This window comes from Bacillus sp. FJAT-50079, from assembly GCF_018343515.1.
Taxonomy (GTDB): Bacteria; Bacillota; Bacilli; order Bacillales; family Bacillaceae_C; genus Lederbergia.
Genome location: NZ_JAGYPD010000005.1, coordinates 409240 through 426188, shown reverse-complemented (window position 1 = coordinate 426188; position 16949 = coordinate 409240). Strand labels below are relative to the sequence as shown.

19 protein-coding genes are annotated in these 16949 nt (G+C 37.7%); 15 read left to right on the top strand and 4 right to left on the bottom strand.

Annotation, left to right across the window (positions count from 1 at the left end):
- Window positions 1–43 precede the first annotated feature (43 nt).
- Together KHA95_RS15705 and KHA95_RS15700 are read right to left on the bottom strand one after the other, a co-directional pair.
- Window positions 44–541, bottom strand: coding sequence for an SRPBCC family protein (locus tag KHA95_RS15705; RefSeq protein ID WP_213138457.1), 498 nt, complete (start codon window positions 539–541; stop codon window positions 44–46).
- 22 nt (window positions 542–563) lie between these two features.
- Window positions 564–905: an ArsR/SmtB family transcription factor gene (locus KHA95_RS15700; RefSeq protein ID WP_213138583.1), complete on the bottom strand. Its 342-nt coding sequence runs from the start codon at window positions 903–905 to the stop codon at window positions 564–566.
- A 313-nt stretch (window positions 906–1218) separates the two neighbouring features.
- On the opposite strand from KHA95_RS15700, the gene KHA95_RS15695 reads away from it, so the two are divergent.
- The 6 genes from KHA95_RS15695 (at window position 1219) to KHA95_RS15670 (ending at window position 7174) form a co-directional block, all read left to right on the top strand.
- Window positions 1219–1740, top strand: coding sequence for a CueP family metal-binding protein (locus tag KHA95_RS15695; RefSeq protein WP_249316959.1), 522 nt, complete (start codon window positions 1219–1221; stop codon window positions 1738–1740).
- A 20-nt stretch (window positions 1741–1760) separates the two neighbouring features.
- On the top strand, window positions 1761–2381 hold the full coding sequence (locus KHA95_RS15690; RefSeq protein WP_213138455.1) for a hypothetical protein: 621 nt from the start codon (window positions 1761–1763) through the stop codon (window positions 2379–2381).
- 741 nt (window positions 2382–3122) lie between these two features.
- On the top strand, window positions 3123–4127 hold the full coding sequence (locus KHA95_RS15685; protein ID WP_213138454.1) for an iron-siderophore ABC transporter substrate-binding protein: 1005 nt from the start codon (window positions 3123–3125) through the stop codon (window positions 4125–4127).
- 41 nt (window positions 4128–4168) lie between these two features.
- Complete coding sequence (locus KHA95_RS15680; protein ID WP_213138453.1) at window positions 4169–5185, top strand: FecCD family ABC transporter permease; 1017 nt, start codon at window positions 4169–4171, stop codon at window positions 5183–5185.
- A 45-nt stretch (window positions 5186–5230) separates the two neighbouring features.
- Entirely contained in the window at window positions 5231–6280 is a 1050-nt protein-coding gene (locus KHA95_RS15675; RefSeq protein ID WP_249316958.1) for a FecCD family ABC transporter permease, read from the top strand.
- Window positions 6281–6340: 60 nt separating this feature from the next.
- On the top strand, window positions 6341–7174 hold the full coding sequence (locus tag KHA95_RS15670) for an ABC transporter ATP-binding protein (RefSeq protein WP_213138452.1): 834 nt from the start codon (window positions 6341–6343) through the stop codon (window positions 7172–7174).
- A gap of 339 nt (window positions 7175–7513) precedes the next feature.
- Here KHA95_RS15670 and KHA95_RS15665 read toward each other — a convergent pair whose 3' ends face one another.
- The gene (locus KHA95_RS15665; protein ID WP_349305494.1) at window positions 7514–7996 is read right to left on the bottom strand and encodes a GNAT family N-acetyltransferase; all 483 of its coding nucleotides are present in this window, start codon (window positions 7994–7996) and stop codon (window positions 7514–7516) included.
- 263 nt (window positions 7997–8259) lie between these two features.
- On the opposite strand from KHA95_RS15665, the gene KHA95_RS15660 reads away from it, so the two are divergent.
- The 8 genes from KHA95_RS15660 (at window position 8260) to KHA95_RS15625 (ending at window position 15051) form a co-directional block, all read left to right on the top strand.
- A complete protein-coding gene (locus tag KHA95_RS15660; RefSeq protein ID WP_213138450.1) occupies window positions 8260–8637 on the top strand; it encodes a DMT family transporter in 378 nt (125 codons plus the stop codon).
- A gap of 209 nt (window positions 8638–8846) precedes the next feature.
- Window positions 8847–9062: a DUF6980 family protein gene (locus KHA95_RS15655; RefSeq protein ID WP_213138449.1), complete on the top strand. Its 216-nt coding sequence runs from the start codon at window positions 8847–8849 to the stop codon at window positions 9060–9062.
- A gap of 17 nt (window positions 9063–9079) precedes the next feature.
- Window positions 9080–9640, top strand: coding sequence for a hypothetical protein (locus tag KHA95_RS15650; RefSeq protein WP_213138448.1), 561 nt, complete (start codon window positions 9080–9082; stop codon window positions 9638–9640).
- A 73-nt stretch (window positions 9641–9713) separates the two neighbouring features.
- Window positions 9714–10754 carry an alpha/beta fold hydrolase gene (locus KHA95_RS15645; protein WP_213138447.1) on the top strand — a complete coding sequence of 347 codons (1041 nt, stop codon included), beginning with the start codon at window positions 9714–9716 and terminating at the stop codon, window positions 10752–10754.
- Window positions 10755–11048: 294 nt separating this feature from the next.
- The gene (locus KHA95_RS15640; RefSeq protein WP_213138446.1) at window positions 11049–12038 is read left to right on the top strand and encodes a zinc-dependent alcohol dehydrogenase family protein; all 990 of its coding nucleotides are present in this window, start codon (window positions 11049–11051) and stop codon (window positions 12036–12038) included.
- A 158-nt stretch (window positions 12039–12196) separates the two neighbouring features.
- A complete protein-coding gene (locus tag KHA95_RS15635; protein ID WP_213138445.1) occupies window positions 12197–13153 on the top strand; it encodes a CobW family GTP-binding protein in 957 nt (318 codons plus the stop codon).
- Between the two features lie 20 nt (window positions 13154–13173).
- Entirely contained in the window at window positions 13174–14178 is a 1005-nt protein-coding gene (locus tag KHA95_RS15630; RefSeq protein ID WP_213138444.1) for a permease, read from the top strand.
- A gap of 9 nt (window positions 14179–14187) precedes the next feature.
- On the top strand, window positions 14188–15051 hold the full coding sequence (locus KHA95_RS15625; RefSeq protein WP_213138443.1) for a TIGR03943 family putative permease subunit: 864 nt from the start codon (window positions 14188–14190) through the stop codon (window positions 15049–15051).
- Window positions 15052–15206: 155 nt separating this feature from the next.
- Here the strand turns inward: KHA95_RS15625 and KHA95_RS15620 are convergent, their stop codons facing one another.
- Complete coding sequence (locus KHA95_RS15620) at window positions 15207–15713, bottom strand: GNAT family N-acetyltransferase (RefSeq protein WP_213138442.1); 507 nt, start codon at window positions 15711–15713, stop codon at window positions 15207–15209.
- A gap of 181 nt (window positions 15714–15894) precedes the next feature.
- On the opposite strand from KHA95_RS15620, the gene KHA95_RS15615 reads away from it, so the two are divergent.
- Window positions 15895–16947, top strand: a complete 1053-nt coding sequence (locus KHA95_RS15615) for a C45 family autoproteolytic acyltransferase/hydrolase (RefSeq protein WP_213138441.1) — start codon at window positions 15895–15897, stop codon at window positions 16945–16947.
- Window positions 16948–16949: the final 2 nt, after the last annotated feature.

Genomic DNA, 16949 nt, shown 5'->3' with positions numbered 1-16949 from the left:
ACTACCCTTTCATTTTAAAAATTTCGTTGTTATTTCTTGAAACTTAACCTTTATAGCTAATTTTCCCTGTTTCAACTAATTCCTTTAATCCCATAAACATTAAATTCCAGCCGTGTTCAGTGCTATCATGCCATTCGCCATGGGCTTTTTCGATATCAGTGTCTGTCCAATTCTCTTCATGAACAACATGGATTACTTGCGTGAACGTCATCTCACAGCCTTGCTCGATTTCTTTGAGTTCAACTGTAATTGTATCTTCTAGTTCGCTAAATTGTGGCATCTTAAACGTGAACACGATTTTTTTCGGAGGATCAATTTCAAGATACTCTCCAACTGCCCGATAGTCTTTTCCCTCTCTATGATCCACGATCTCCCAAGTTCCACCTACTCTGGGGTCATTCTGTGCAACCTTGTTCGTTCCTTCTAATGTAAAAAACCACTTTTTCATCATTAAGGGATTCAACCATGCGTCAAAAACCCTTTCACGTTTTACATTAAATTCTCTTATCATTTTTAATGTTGTCGTTGAGATGTTGTTCATAAAAATACTCCTTCCAATGGCTTTAGTGTTCTTTCTTTTCAGCTTTTAATAGCTCACTTTCCAGAAGATCAAAACGATTGCTCCAAAATTTCTCATAAAAATGGAGCCATTTAGTAGCTTGAGATAATGATTCAGCATTTAAGCGACATATGTGAGTTCTTCCATTTACACTCCTATCCACTAAATTTGCTCTCTCAAGAACTTTAATATGCTTTGAAATCCCAGCAAGAGACATATCAAAAGGCTCTGCTAATTCAGAAACGGTCCTTTCTTTTTGAGCTAACATATGGACTATTTCTCTTCTAGTTGAATCAGCTAAAGCATGAAAAATTTTGTTTAAATGATCATTATTATGGTTAACCATGTAGTTAAATATATCAGGGATGATTTTTATATTCAACCATTTGGTTAAATATAAGCCGTTTGCACTTAATTCTTTTCAATGAGGGGATTATGCGAAATATTCAAAGTTTCGAATGAGATCGATTGTAAAGTATGAAAGATAAAAAACGTAAATACAGCTAGGAGTAAAACACGATTACGTTAGTTGGGAAATGTGTGTACATACGATGAATTTTTCAAAAGAAATGAAAACAAGTTTTAATGTTATTTGAATATGTTAAAATATTCACAGAGTGAACTCTCTCAATATGAAAGCAAAACAGGAGTGAATGATGATGAAAAAAGGTTTGCTTGCGTTTTCAGGTTTATTGCTGGCTATCATGTTGGCGGCTTGTAGTAATAGTAGTACACCAAATGAAAAAGCTGTACAGGATATAAAGGAATTAGTTCATGATTATAGTGTTGGCAGTTTTGACAATGTCACTGCATCGATCACATCAGCTGAACTGATTGTAACTGATAAAGGTAAAAAGACTTCATTTGACCTTCCAGAAGAAGAATTTTTTGTTTCAATTGCACCGTTTGAAAAGGAAACACATCCTTGTGCAATCCATAATTTGACAGGTTGCCAAGGAGAATTAGTCGAAAAGGAATTCCATGTCTATATTCAGGATGAAGAAGGCAATATCGTTGTCGATGAAACGATGAAGTCATTGGAAAACGGATTTATTGATTTATGGCTTCCGCGAGATCAAACATTTCAAGTGAAAATTAAGCATGATGGAAAAACGGCAGTATCTGAAATTTCAACCTTTGAAGGCGATAATACGTGTGTAACGACAATGCAGTTAATATAGGGCAGGAAAGAGGAGTGTGATTGAAAATTAACCAATCATCTTTACTAGAAATATTCGTCGAGTCCGAAATAGAATTGCTTGTTGAGTTACGTATGGGCAATGGTTTGGACCGAGAAGAATATGAAAAGTTCATCCATACTTTTACAGAGCTTATTAGACTGTGGGAACAAAAGGGTGGAATACCAAATAAAGCAGTTCATCCAATCATTGAAATCTATGCTGAACTGTATCAGTTTTCATTAAATTATTCGGGGGAAGAAGCCAAACGGATAAGTGATGCTGTGCATCAGATCTATAAGTTGAGAGAGCACTGTCTTTCTAGTGAGCCGAATCACTGTCAGGATGATATCACTCTAGATCTGATAAAATTTATCGATGAAAATAATGGTTTTTTTGTTCAAATGAGACAGGGAAAAGGGATGGATCAAGAGCAGTTTGAAAAAATATTTGAGGAACTGACAAAGATCCATGGTGAAATAACCTCTTGGGAAGCAATACCAAAATCGTTGGTGAAAATACTAATTGCTTTTTATGAAATGGATTTACTTGTAATCAAGTATAAGGACGTGTTCAACATGCAAAAAGAAGCAGACGAAATTTATGACGCATATGAAAGAGTATTTGAACTAATTAGTGGCTAGAAAGTTTTATCTCCAAAAGCTTAACAAGAGAAGGATTAGTGGTTGAGTGATATTCGAAAAATTCCAACTGTATTAGGGCTCAATACAGGAAGGAGACTAGGACGTAACTAAAGCGATCAATTCTAATGCAATACCTTAACGTAGTAAATATACGTAGACCCCCTGTGGGAAGAGAGGTAACGCTACGACCTCGCAGTGTTTGTTTAAGGAACGCAGCCTAAATTCACCACATCCTGTTGGCCCGAGGCTCAACAGCCGCTCGCGGAAAGCGAAGTATATTAAAGGAGAGTTTAAAGCAATTGCTAGTGTTCGTATGTTGAGTTGATAAAATTTTTTGTACCAGTTTTCTTCAACCCTTACTCGAATACAATTGATTTTGCACCTATATTAAATACTTTTATTATGCTATGCCTTCTCACATGTTTAGCAATTAATTCTTCATGAAAATCAAAAAAATATACTTGACAATTGCTTTCATATGGAGTTACCAATCAATTTATTCGTTAATATGACAAAAAGCCGTGATATAGAAGTCGTATTCTTCACGCTACAATTAGACGTAATCGAAGCGGGAATATTTTGTATCCATTCTTGCAGAGAAAAGAATAAGTTTTAGCATCTTTTTATAAATAACCTTCCGCTTATAATTTCAATTGACAAACGAATACTTGTGAACTATATTAAATATGATATTGAGAATCATCCTCATTTAGAATATACATATAAAAGGAGAAAGAAGACTTGAAGAAATATTTTGGATTTTCAAAACTAATAGGATTGTCATTGTTTATACTTATCTTGTTTGCGCTTGCGGGTTGCTCGTCTACTCAAAAGGAGGAAACGGATAAAACAGATAAAACAGGTGTTGAGGATACTGCGGTCGTAATCGATACAAAATTTGGAGAGGTGAAGATTACGGAGCAGCCTAAGCGGATTGTTGCACTTGGTTGGGGAGATGCGGAGACTGCATTAAGTCTTGGTGTGGAGCCCGTTGGAGCAAGTGACTGGCTTGCGCTCGGCGGAGATGGTGTTGGACCATGGTTAGAAGGCGCGTATGAGAATTCACCAACGATTATCGGCACAATGGAGTTGGATTATGAGCAAATTGCTGCGCTTGAACCAGATCTTATTCTTGATGTGAAGTCTTCAGGTGACGAAGAACGCTATAAACGACTATCGGAAATTACGACAACGGTTGGCGTTCCTGAAGGCGGGGAAAACTATATCACTTCGATGGAAGATCAAGTCCGAATGATTGCAAAAGCAATTGGTAAAGTTGAAGAAGGAGAGAAACTGCTGAAAGAAGTTGACGCGGCATTTGAAAAAGCAGCCAATGAAAATCCTGAGTTTGCTGACAAAACCATTGTTGTCGGTGCGTATGATGCAAATGGATTTGGTGCATATGTAGAGGGCGATGCGCGTATTGATTTTGCTACGAGCCTAGGCTTTAAGACGAAGGATGAAATTGAAGCACTTGATGAAGGAAACTTTTATATTAAAGTTGCCGATGAACAATTAGAACTATTGGATGCTGATCTTACGGTTATTATGCCAATTTGGGTGGATCCTAGTGAAATTACAAATAATGAACTGTTTCAAAAGATCCCTTCCGTTGTAGATGGCAGATCGATCATACTTGATGCTAACACGGCAAATGCATTTTCAATGGGAACAGTTCCGGCATTACTATGGACGATCGAAAACTTAACACCTCAGTTTAAAGAAGTATTAGAAAACGGGAAGTGAACAATTTGACAGTGGGGAAGCGGTCAAAGAATAGGAGAAATATGAATATCATTACTTCTGTAAGGCTGCAACGTATGATCGGCTTCCTTGTATTGCTTATTTTGTTGTCTGCTGCAGTATTACTAAGTCTTATGATTGGTGCTAAACCACTTCCAATTGGAGTTGTTTGGGATGCACTGTTTGCTCCAACAAATAGCTATGATGATACGATTATTCAAAATTCACGTATTCCGCGTACATTGATTGCACTTGCAGTCGGTCCTGCATTTGGACTAGCTGGTGCGTTAATCCAAGCATTAACGCGGAACCCTTTGGCAGACCCTGGCATTCTTGGAGTGAATGCTGGGGCTGCTTTTGCTGTTGCATTGGCTGTTGGGATATTTTCCGTTACAACTATGTCCGGTTATGTATGGTTTGCTCTATTGGGGGCATTTGTTGCAACCATTGCAGTATATGTTATTAGCGGAGGTGCTGGCAAGAAAACACCAACACCTGTTCAAATTACACTTGCTGGAGTTGCTTTAGGAGCCGCTCTTAGCGGGATTACGACGGCCTTAACATTAATGAATAGCGGCGCTTTTACGCGGATGTTAAATTGGAATGTTGGTACTTTGGCAAGAAGAAGTTTGGACGATCTTTGGTCTGTATTGCCGATTCTTGTTGTTGGTGCACTCCTAGCTTTCGTCGCAGCACCAGCGTTAAATGCGATTGCTTATGGCGATGACCGTGCATCATCCTTAGGAGTAAACGTGGGAACGACCCGAACGATCAGTTTACTTTCAATCACTTTATTAGCTGGCGGCGGCACTGCATTAGCGGGACCAATTGGTTTTATCGGATTAATGGTGCCCCATTGTGTACGATGGTTCATAGGTCCGGACCAACCGTGGATTTTTCTATATTCACTTGTCGCAGCACCAATTTTACTTATCCTTTCTGATATAATTGGTAGAGTTGTTTTGGCTCCAACTGAAGTTCCAGTTGGAATCATTACAGGGTTAATTGGTGCTCCGATATTATTAATTCTCGTTCGAAGAAGAAAAGTAAGCGGATTGTGATCGGAACAAGCTGTGTGGCCCCGGTTTGAAAGGAGGGAGGAGCAGATGATGCGTCCCATTGATTTTGGCCGGCGCTACGTGCGAATTAATGGCCCAATAAAACTGCGCATTGATATGAAAAGCCTGATCATTACAGCAATACTGATTTTACTTACGATTGCAGTAGCGATATTTGCATTAATGACGGGCACATTAAAATTAAGTGTTCAAGAAGTTTTCTCGGCTTTCGTTGGTCAAGCGTCTGGAATGAAGCGAACCGTCGTCATGGAATGGCGCTTGCCACGGATATTAGCAGCAATCATATTCGGCGCAGGACTAGCTGTTAGTGGGGCTATATTTCAATCGATAACACGAAATCCGTTGGGTTCCCCCGACATTATAGGTTTCACCTCGGGCTCCTACACAGGTGCACTTGTAGCCATGCTTGTTTCAGGGGCGACTTCTTACATCGGTGTTGCAACTGGGGCGTTAATTGGAGGGTTTGCCACGGCAATCATTATATATTTGCTTGCTTTTAGGAAAGGGACACAGGGATTTCGACTAATTATCGTTGGGATCGCGATTTCGGCCGTTTTAGGAAGTGTGAACTCGATGTTACTTTTAAAAAGTGATGCGGAAGTCGCACTAACCGCAGCAGCATGGGGAGTAGGTTCATTGAACGGGATTGATTGGGAGCAAGCAATTCTGCCCATCATCGTTGTTATTTTCTTGCTTATATGTGCTTGGATCATGAACAGACCATTACGTGAAATGGAATTGGGAGATGATGCTGCCAAATCACATGGTGTCCGAATAGGGCGAGATCAGTTGTTACTTATACTTATTGCGGTTGCATTAACTGCGGCACCGACGGCGGTAATGGGGCCGATTAGTTTTGTCGCCCTTGTTGCTCCACAGATTGCTTTACGGCTTACCAAATCTGCCGAGAGTTTATTCCCGATAGCGGCAATGGGCGCTTTTCTATTACTTGGTGCGGATGTTTTAGCTCAAAGAATAATTTCAGGAAATATTTTTCCGGTTGGAGTCGTCACGTTATCATTAGGTGGAATCTATCTCATCTATTTATTATTTCATCAGGCGCGCACAACACTTTAGCTTATTTACAAATGTAATCGTAAATGGGGAAATACTGTTTGAAAGAAGTTGAATTGGAGTATGACATTACTAAATGCTGCCCATCAAGGCAAGAAAAGCTCTATTATAGACACCCGACTTTGGACAGAAAATATTACAATTAAATACGATGACCGTGTCATATCCGAAAACCTATCTGTAAAAATTCCTCCAGGCTCCTTTACGGCGATTGTAGGGCCAAATGCATGTGGAAAATCAACCCTTTTGCGCACATTATCAAAATTGATTAAACCGTCAAAAGGACATGTGCTTTTAGATGGTAAAAAAATCACCGCTTACAAATCTAAGGAAGTTGCTCGTAAATTAGGTTTGCTCCCACAATCTTCAACGGCTCCTGATGGCATTACAGTAGCGAATTTGATCGCTCATGGACGTTATCCTTATCAGAGTCTCATGAAACAGTGGACCGACGAAGATGAAAAAGCGGTTCTGACTGCAATGGAACTTACGAATACGAGTAGTTTATCACATCGTTTCGTTGATGAACTTTCGGGTGGACAAAGACAGAGAGTTTGGATTGCGATGGTACTTGCCCAGCAAACACCGCTGCTTCTATTAGACGAACCAACGACATACCTTGATATCGCCCATCAAATTGAGTTACTTGAGTTGTTTACTGACTTAAATGAGCAAGGCAATACATTAGTGGCTGTCCTGCATGATCTTAATCATGCTGCTAGATATGCAAACCATATTATTGCTATGAAAGAGGGGCGAATGATCTCGCAAGGAAATCCTAAGGAGATTGTCACGGCGCAGCTAGTGGAAGAAGTATTTGGCTTAAAATGTATCGTCATCGATGATCCTATTTCCCACACGCCACTTGTCATCCCGTTAGGCAAAGAACGTCTTTGATAAGAAAATGAAGCTTACCAATAGCAAAATAAAGATCAATAGTTTTTAAAAAATGGAAGCTGGGACAAAAGTTTTTTATCAAATCAACATACGAATTATAGCAACTGCAAATAACTCGCTCTGGAAACATACCTCGCTTTCCTCGGTGAGGCTGTTGAGCTCGGGTCAACAGGATGTTGGTGACAAAGCCATTGCCGCACGATGTGGCGATGGCTTTGTACCTTAAACGAGCACTGCGTGGTCTCACCGGTGCCTTTCTTCTACGTATATTTCCTATGTTTTAAGCTATTGTGTTGGTCATTTAAGTGTTCCAGTTACCTTTCATCTTAATTGTTCTTATTAATTATCCAATAGGTCTAATTCAAAAATAAGTGAATCTCTATCAGGATAATCATATATAATTGTCAAATCCTCTTTAGCAACCTCCTTAAATCCAACCTTCTTATAAAAGCTATGTGACCTAGTGGCTTTGGAGGGAGTGTCTAAAATCACCTTTAAAAATCTTTGTTTATTGGCAAAATCAAGCAAAGCTTTGTATAAACTTGTTCCTATCCCCAACTCTTTGCCGCGGTATTCTTTATAAACGAAAAACTTCTTTAATATGGCAACCTCGTTCGTTTTCTTCTGTAAACCGATTGAACCTACAACCTTACCGTTTTCATTTAACGCTACCCAAAAATTTCCTCCGTCATTTATATAGTTTGATTGAATATCCAAAAGGTCTGGTTGCTCTTCTATACTGATTCCTACACCATATTCAACATTCTGTATGTGCAATACTAATTGAATAACATCTTCTTTATATGTATCATCATAAATCACAATCAATCTTTGAACATCTCCTTTTACCTATTTCTACTTAAACATCAACTATTAATAAAATTGAAAATCGCCATTTTATTACAGACCAACCGGAACGAGAAAGGATTTCTTTTCTAATATTATAACTTACAGAAGGTTTACTTGTTTCACTAAATTTCCACCTTTGTAAAATATATGGTATATTAAAAAATATTTGTCTAACTATACGTATGTATGACCGCTGCTGTATTTTGGGGCTTGAGGGTGTGGTCGGTGCTTGGGGAATGAAGGGAAAAGAGGTTGTTCCGTTTTATGCGATTAATATAAGACAGATGACCTCCACATTAAGCTATGGAATTTTAATTGTGCCTTTCATTCATGGTTATCCGCTAGCATTTGAAGCTGCGTCCTCTAATATCGTATGGATCATTGTACTAGCCGGTTTTTTAGGAACCGCAAATTATTCTTTATACTACACGTCCATTCATTTAATCGGGGCAGCAAGAGAGCAATCGCTTAACAATACATATGTTTTTTGGGCGATATTAACGGAAATTTTATTTTTGGGAGCTTCTATAAACTTGCAATTTATTATAGGAACTATCATTGTTCTATTAGGATCCGTTCTTGTCTCAGCCAGCGTAAAAGACCCGAAAAGTTAGCTTTATGACGTATCGGTTCATCCTCATTCTTAGGCAAAAGAATGGGGATTTTTTTCTGTTGAAAAAATAACATGATTGAAAATAAATGAAGTATTATAAAATAGTGGGTTCAGAAATGGTATTGAGAAACTTCCTGCCTTTGACAAGCCTTAACTACAAAGGAATACATATTAAGTTTAATATTAAATCTTTAAATAAGGAGTATGGCGATGAAACAACATTGTTGTGAATATATGAATGATCATGCAACGTTTCAATGTGATTTACATGATGATCCATTTAAATGTCCTGATCAGTTAATCTTATTTGACGAAAAGGCTAATGATTACAGCTTGATGATTCATGATGGCGGTTCTTCTGTGATAGGAATCAAATTTTGCCCATGGTGTGGAACAAACTTGTCGTTTAGGAAAGATGAAAAGTAAATAGGAGAATTGTTTTCATGTGGACAAATTTTATCAACAAAGGTGATGCAATACTTGGTATTCATAACTACGAACCTATTTTCTATACTGATATAAACGATTTTATTAAAGATCATGGGGAAGTATTAAAAGGAGTAATAGGATCAACAATTGAAGAAATATGGACAGTGCATAAGAGAATGGATGGTGAGTTTTGGGCTGATTGCCCTATTATTTTAATTATTGGTGGGAAACGATTAGTATTTTGCTCAATTAGAGATGAAATATCTATTACATGGGGTCAAATAGATGTAATGAGAGAGCTAGATTGGTATGGAAGTCAAGAATCAAATCTAGAGTGGCGCAAAAATGCGTTAAGCAGATATCATTCATTTATAGGTAAAACAAAAGAAGATATTGAAGTCATTCAAAGAAAGCAGGAGGCATATGATTTATCAGGTGTCCTGTTAGATTTAGAATTATCGTTGAATGGGATCGGATTGAATACGGGAGATAGTTATTTATCTATTTTTAATGCTTTTGATGAAACTGGTTTTACTGATATAAAGGAGAAGAATCGTATATATATTAAAATTTAAAACATCATTTAGTTTATAGAAATGCTTGTTTAATCTCAAAAAAGGATAAATGTATATAGAGAGGACTTACAATATGAAAACCAAAAGGAAAATATTGTATGTATTTATTTTAATCGCAATCATCCTATTATTATTCAGCTTATTCTCTCCAACCTGGACTCCCAAGATAAAAGGCAATAATAGCATTAGTAAGCTGGAACAGATCAATATTAATGGAACAAAACTGGAAGTAATGATTAGAGGGGCTGACAAAAAGAACCCTGTTATTATCTTTGTTCATGGTGGCCCAGGGTGCTCCGAAATCCCGTATGTACGAAAATATCAAGATCTACTTGAGAAGAATTTTACGATAGTACATTATGACCAACGCGGGAGTGGTAAGTCTTACCATTTCCTCGAGGATTATTCTAATCTATCAACAGATGTGCATGTCGATGATTTACTGGCATTAACAGACTATATAACAAAGGAGTTTGGCCAACAAAAGGTATTATTAATTGGTCATTCGTTTGGTACATATATAGGAATAAAAGCTGCGGAAAAAGCACCTAATAAATTTGCTGCTTATATTGGTATTGGTCAAGTTGCTGACACGGTTCAGAGTGAATTGGATAGCTTGGATTATACAGTCTATCAGGCAAAGCAAGCAAATAATAAGAAGGATGTTGAAAAACTAGAGTCACTTAGGGAGTCAATTGTCAGAGGAGATACTTTTACACCGAGAAATTTAGTGCGGAAGTACGGGGGGGCTTCAAGATTAATCGATGATAATATGGATTATGTTAAAGGATTTCTGTTCAAACCTGAATACAATTTGCTTGATATGATCCGTTTCTTCAAAGGGGTCTCCATCTCACAAGACGTCCTGTTAACAGAAGAAAGAAATAATAATATAACAAGTATCGTAGACCACTTGGATATTCCCGCTTATTTTGTAATGGGGAAATATGATTATATGACATCGGTAAATGCAGCAATGGAATATTTTAAAGAACTAGAAGCACCAGTAAAAGATTTCGTTATTTTTGATCGATCAGCACATTATCCTCAGTTTGAGGAAAAAGAGCAATTTGCTGAATGGTTGGATAAAATGTGGGTAGAACTGCTTGAATGATTGATTCTAATCAAGTTCAGTATGATAATAGACTTCCATTTTGTTTAACTGAATTATAATTATGGAGGTTAAAATGTATAAAACGCGTTTACAGTTATAGTGGGATCTTGGTAAAAAGCGGCGATGTAGAAATGTCAAAGCCATTATCTTAAATGAAAAATATACAAGCAGTTTTTTAATATATAGACTGCCCATCTGTTAGAATCGCAGTTGTTCTTTTTGAAAGGTTGGAAATATCTATTACTAAGAATCATTTACATACTATAAATTAACAATTCCATTAGGGTGATGATTTTGAGAGCAGAATGCATTAAATACTATGAATTTGGTAAGCCTGAAGACGTATTAAAAGTAGAACATAAACATATTAAAGCTCCTAAGAACGGTGAAATTATTGTTCGTATGACAGCGCGTCCCATTAATCCATCCGATCTCATTCCGATTCAAGGAGCGTATTCGAATCGTATTACTTTGCCTGCCGTTCCTGGATACGAAGGGGTAGGAATTGTAGAAGCTGTTGGACCTTCAGTCTCTCAAACTTTAATTGGCCGGCGCGTTCTGCCGTTGCGTGGAGAAGGAACATGGCAGGAGTATGTAAAAACAAATGCAAATCTGGCAGTCACAATCCCTGATACGATCGATGATGATATCGCCTCCCAATTATACATCAATCCGTTAACTGCATGGATTGTCAGTAAGGAAATTTTAAAGCTGCAACCAGATGATGTTTTACTAGTCAATGCTTGTGGATCCTCGATTGGCCGGATATTTGCACAGCTTTCAAAGTTATTCGGATTTCGATTGATTGCTGTAACGAGGGATCATACATATACAGAAGAATTGCTTCGGTTAGGTGCTTCACATGTGATTAATACAGCAGTAACATCATTACATCATACGGTGATGGAGTTAACAAATGGGATGGGCGCTCAGGCAGCAATTGATTCGGTTGGTGGGATGGAAGGGACGGAATTAGCCTTTTGTGTCCAGCCTAAAGGCATCTTCTTAATGCTCGGGCTCCTATCAGGGAAATCTGTGAATTGGAAAAAGATATCGGAATCGATAGATGTGACGATTCGGATGTTTCACCTTCGACATTGGAATCAGCAAGTGTCAATATTAGATTGGCAAGAAACATTTAATCTTGTGATCGCTTTAATAAACGATGAAAAATTGAAGCTGATGCAACCAAGCTCCTACTATAATTTATCGAATGTACTAGAAGCTGTTCGTGTTGCAGAGCGAACGAAAGGAAATCTGGGGAAAGTAATATTAACAAGTTAGTTTTAAAGAAACATATAATGGGGCTTTTAACGATGACTGCAATTAGCAGTCTTTTTTTGTTTTGGAATGTTTTCGTTATAATTTTCTAGATTAAAAATAGACTGTAATAGAGTGTTCTATTGGTTTGGGAAATTTAATAGAAAGGATGGTAGTGATTAATGAAAAAAAATCAACGAACTCCTGTTTATGTATTAAGCGGATTCCTTGGAAGCGGAAAGACAACGGTTTTATTACATATGCTTAAACAATGTAAGGAGCAAGGACTCCGACCGGGAATTATCCTAAATGAGCTAGGAGAAACCAATGTAGAAGGCCATTTGTTTAAAAATGAAAACGTGTACGAGTTATTGAATGGTTGTATTTGCTGTACTATTCAAGACGACTTAAAGGAAACGATGGATGAGCTGATTTTGCAAACAGAAAAAGAAGCAATCGATATTTTATTTATTGAAGGTACGGGTGTAGCCAATCCTCTTGAAATACAGGAGGTTCTTTTTAGTAGACCTTATATGGAAAGATTCGAATTAATGTCTGTGATCACCGTATTGGATGCGAGCCATTTCTTAGAATTCCAAAGTGTTTTTTCAAGTTCATCTGAGCTTCGAACGCTATTAAAAGAACAAATGATATGTGGAAGTCTATTGCTGTTAAATAAAACAGATCTCATCCGCCTTGAGCAATTGGAAAAAGTTAAAAGTAAAATTCAGAGGATAGTAGGTGATGATAAAAAACTAATTGAAAGTACGTTTGGAAAGGTCGATTCTGATCAACTTTTAAAAAAGCGAATTCGATCAATATTAATGGGGAGCGAAGGTGAATATCACCATCACCATTCCACTGTTCAAATGGTCAAGCTTGAGGAGGTTCCGCCATTGAAACAAAAGATATTTGAAAAATGGCTGAAGCAATTACCTTGTCATGTTTTACGAGGAAAAGGATATGTTCAAATAGATGGATCTGATCAGCTTTTTAGTTTTCAATATGCGTCTGGAAAGTCTGCATTTATGCCAGTGTCTGCTGGTTTCAATCGAAAACCGGTTATCATTCTCATTGGAATAGATATAGATGTCGAACAAATGAAAAAGGATTGGAAACAGCTAGCTCATTCAAAATAAATAGATTGGAGTTTAAAAACATGCGTGGAATCGGAGCGGCTTTGGTAAAGGAAGGGACAGGCTTGCTGTTTATTGGTGTATTGCTCTTTCTGTTTGTGTATGCTGATTTCACTAATATTCAAGAGACTATTCCTAAAAGCTGGTTGAATGTCAATACGATCTTTTTAAGTATTGTTTTAGAGGCTTTGCCATTTGTGTTGCTTGGTGTTTTTGTATCCGCATTGATCCAAACATTTGTAGCAGAGGAGGCAGTGAGGCGCTTCATTCCTAGGAATGCACTTGCCGCAATAGTACCTGCGGTTATTGTAAGTGCGATCTTTCCTGTTTGTGAATGTGCAATTATACCTGTTGTAAGAAGGTTAATAAAAAAAGGAATGCCGTTACATATTGGTGTCATATTTATCGTTGGAGCACCGATATTAAATCCGATTGTATTTGCTGCTACTTATTATGCTTTTCAGACGACACCAATGATTGCATATGCACGAATGGGACTTGCTTTCCTATTATCTATTATAATTGGTTGTTTAATATATGTAGTCTTTCGAAATCGCGATCAATTAAAATGGACGACAACGGAGCTGCTGGATCGACCGATAGAAGTGAATACAATCAGAACCAATAAACTAAAATCGACCTTTTTTCATGCGAGTGATGAGTTTTTTGACATGGGGAAATATTTAATAATGGGGGCCATCATTGCCAGCCTTTTTCAAGTGTTTTTTGATCGAAATATCATTGTGAACCTAGCTTCGAGTGACTCCGTTTCTCCCATCATCATGATGGGCTTTGCCTTTGTGCTATCGCTTTGTTCTGAAGCGGATGCTTTTGTTGCTTCTTCATTTTCCCACACCTTTTCAATCGGTTCGCTGCTCGCATTTTTAGTATACGGACCAATGCTAGATTTAAAAAATGCGATTATGCTGTTTGCCTATTTTCGAGCTAAATTTGTCATTGCTTTTATGATCATTGTTACGATAGCTGTTTATGCAACAATATTGATCTATCAATACTTGTTTTTGTGAGGTGCATAAATGAATAGAGAATTAGCTTACGGTCTCCATTTATTGCTGAGAGGGATCATTTTAATCGGCTTCTTTTTATTAATTTTTAAGTTGCTTATAACTGGAGATATTCATCGTTTCATAGCACCAAAAATGATTTCGTTTCAATATTTTACCATTACGGTCTTTTTTATATTGGGGTTTATGCAAATTTGGAGGAGTGGTTCAAAACGAATGGAGGATTTATATTGCAATTGTGGTTTTGATCACAATCAAAATGGATCATTCGTTCAAACGCTTTTTATTTATTTATTGTTTTTTCTACCAGTGATATCAGGATTGTTATTTCCTAACACGGTACTGGACAGCTCGGTTGTCGCAAAAAGAGGGATTAAATATGGATCCAGTGTATATGCCGAACAACTTGCGGATCATGATAACCTAGCTGGTGAAGACCAAGAGAATGTAATGATGTCAGATGAGGAAGAAAAGCTGAAAGCCGAGTTTTTAAATCATGATAAAATCAATGTAGAAGAAGAGCGATATCTTGAAATATTAGATTTCCTCCATGATTATCCACATGTATTCTTAGGTAAAGAAGTAGAAATCGTAGGGTTTGTCTTTAAAGAGCCAGAATTTGAGGACCATCAATTTGTTATCGCTAGATTTGTAGTGGCATGTTGTGTTGCAGATGCGTCCGTGTATGGCCTCCTTTCCACGATCGATCATGGCCAGGATGTTTTGACGGATGAATGGGTAAAGGTAACAGGAATCTTATCTACAACGATGGTACAAGGGCAAGAACTTCCTTATTTAAAAATTAATCAAGTAGAAAAAGTGGAACAGCCCGAGAATCCGTATGTTTATGAAATGCTAAAGCCGTTAATAGAGTGAATGGAATTGATACTGTTATATTCACCATTTAGTTGCCGCCATTTTGGTTTCTATGTATTTATAAGGAAAAAGGGATGCTCTAAAACGGCATCCCTCTTAGTTATATTTATAATCCACTTACATTTCCTTTTTTAAACGTCTCTAAAAGCAACATTTTAAAGAAATCGATGATACCTTAACGCTTTAAAATCTTCGCCTGGGAGGATGCCATACTCATCTTGCTCGTGGACAAATTGAAATCCTTTTGCTTCATAAAACGGAATGCCTTTTTGATTTCCTTTTGTAACATTGACCCATTGCTCTTTAGCGCCATATTTAATTAATTCATCTGTAACTGTATCTAAAATCATTGTGCCAATTCCTTTTTTTCTTCGTTCTGGATCAGTATATAAAACAAATAATTCGCCGTGATCCTTGCTAATCATCCCGCCAACACCTGCACCGACAACTTCATCATCTTCAACAGCGACAATCCAGCCAATCCAAGATCTTGAGGTTTTCGTCACTTCATCTAGCAATCGATTAGGATTATAAAATTCTTTAATGAGACGTTCTATGTATGCCGTCGATAGTAAGTCGCCGTATGTCGCCCGGTAGCCAGCGATACAAATCCTTGCAATGCCATGAATATGCTTTTGTTTAGCTTTTTGAACGGTTATCAATCGGGCTCGCTCCTTTCGAATAAATTTCCCATTATTGTATATTACTATCCGCTTCTAGTGTAGCAGAATTGGATTATAAAAAGCCTATGCTTATGATAAATAACACAATCTTAATCTTTCATCTCTTCACTAACATCCTGTACAATGATGTGTAACAATGCAGCGGATAAGGATGGGTGAAATGAAGCAGATATATAGTGATATTATTCAATTTCGTGGGGATCATTATGATTTTGGATTTATGCAAGGGGAACAAATAAAAGATTCATTAACACTTGAAAATCGGGAAAGAATATGGAAGCTTAGAAAACCAAAATTTACCGTTGATGAAAAGGAGACCAAACAGGTATTTATGACATTTGCGCCAGCGATCTGGGCTGAAATCGAAGGTCTAAGGGATGCGCTTAAATGGCCAATGCAGGATATTTTACGAGATTTTGGTGGTTATAGAATCCCAATCGAACGGAGTGGTTGTTCGATTTTCACCGGTAAGGATTTCATGGTACGAAATTATGACTTTCACCCGAAAACGTATGAGGGAAGGTTTAGCATTTTTCAGCCAACAGATACAGGCTATGCTAGTATAGGACCAGCACAGCGCATCATAGGTCGGATGGATGGGATGAATGAAAAAGGGCTAGCAATGGGCTACAATTCGATGCATCGTAAACAACCGGGTGTAGGGTTTGTTTGCTGGATGATCGGCCGAATGATACTAGAAAACTGTGCCAATGTTAAGGAAGCCATTGCGTTGCTCAACGAAATTCCGCATCGGCATTCATTTAGTTATATCGTGCTTGATCCTAATGAAGAAACGTATGTTATCGAAACAAGTCCAAGAGCTGTAGCCATTCGCCAATCTAACGCCTGTACGAATCATTTTGAAATCATGACCGAGGAAAACCGTCGTCATTTGGTTGACTCCCATAAACGTTTGGACGCTATTTTGGAGCAAAAAGACAATGCTACAAATGCATATGCAGCTTTTCGGATGTTAAATGATAAAGATAAACATGTGTTTTCTAACGAATATAAGAGCTGGGCGGGAACGATTCATACTTCTGTCTATCTACCAAAAGAAAAGCAGGCATGGATGGCACTCGGAGGAGACCAGGAACCAGTGAAATTTGATTTTTCCAAATGGCTCCAAGGTGAAGATATACGAGTAACAAGAATTTATGGCGAGGTTGATACGGAGCTTGGCTTTGCACATATGGATAAAGGGCTGCGCTAGAG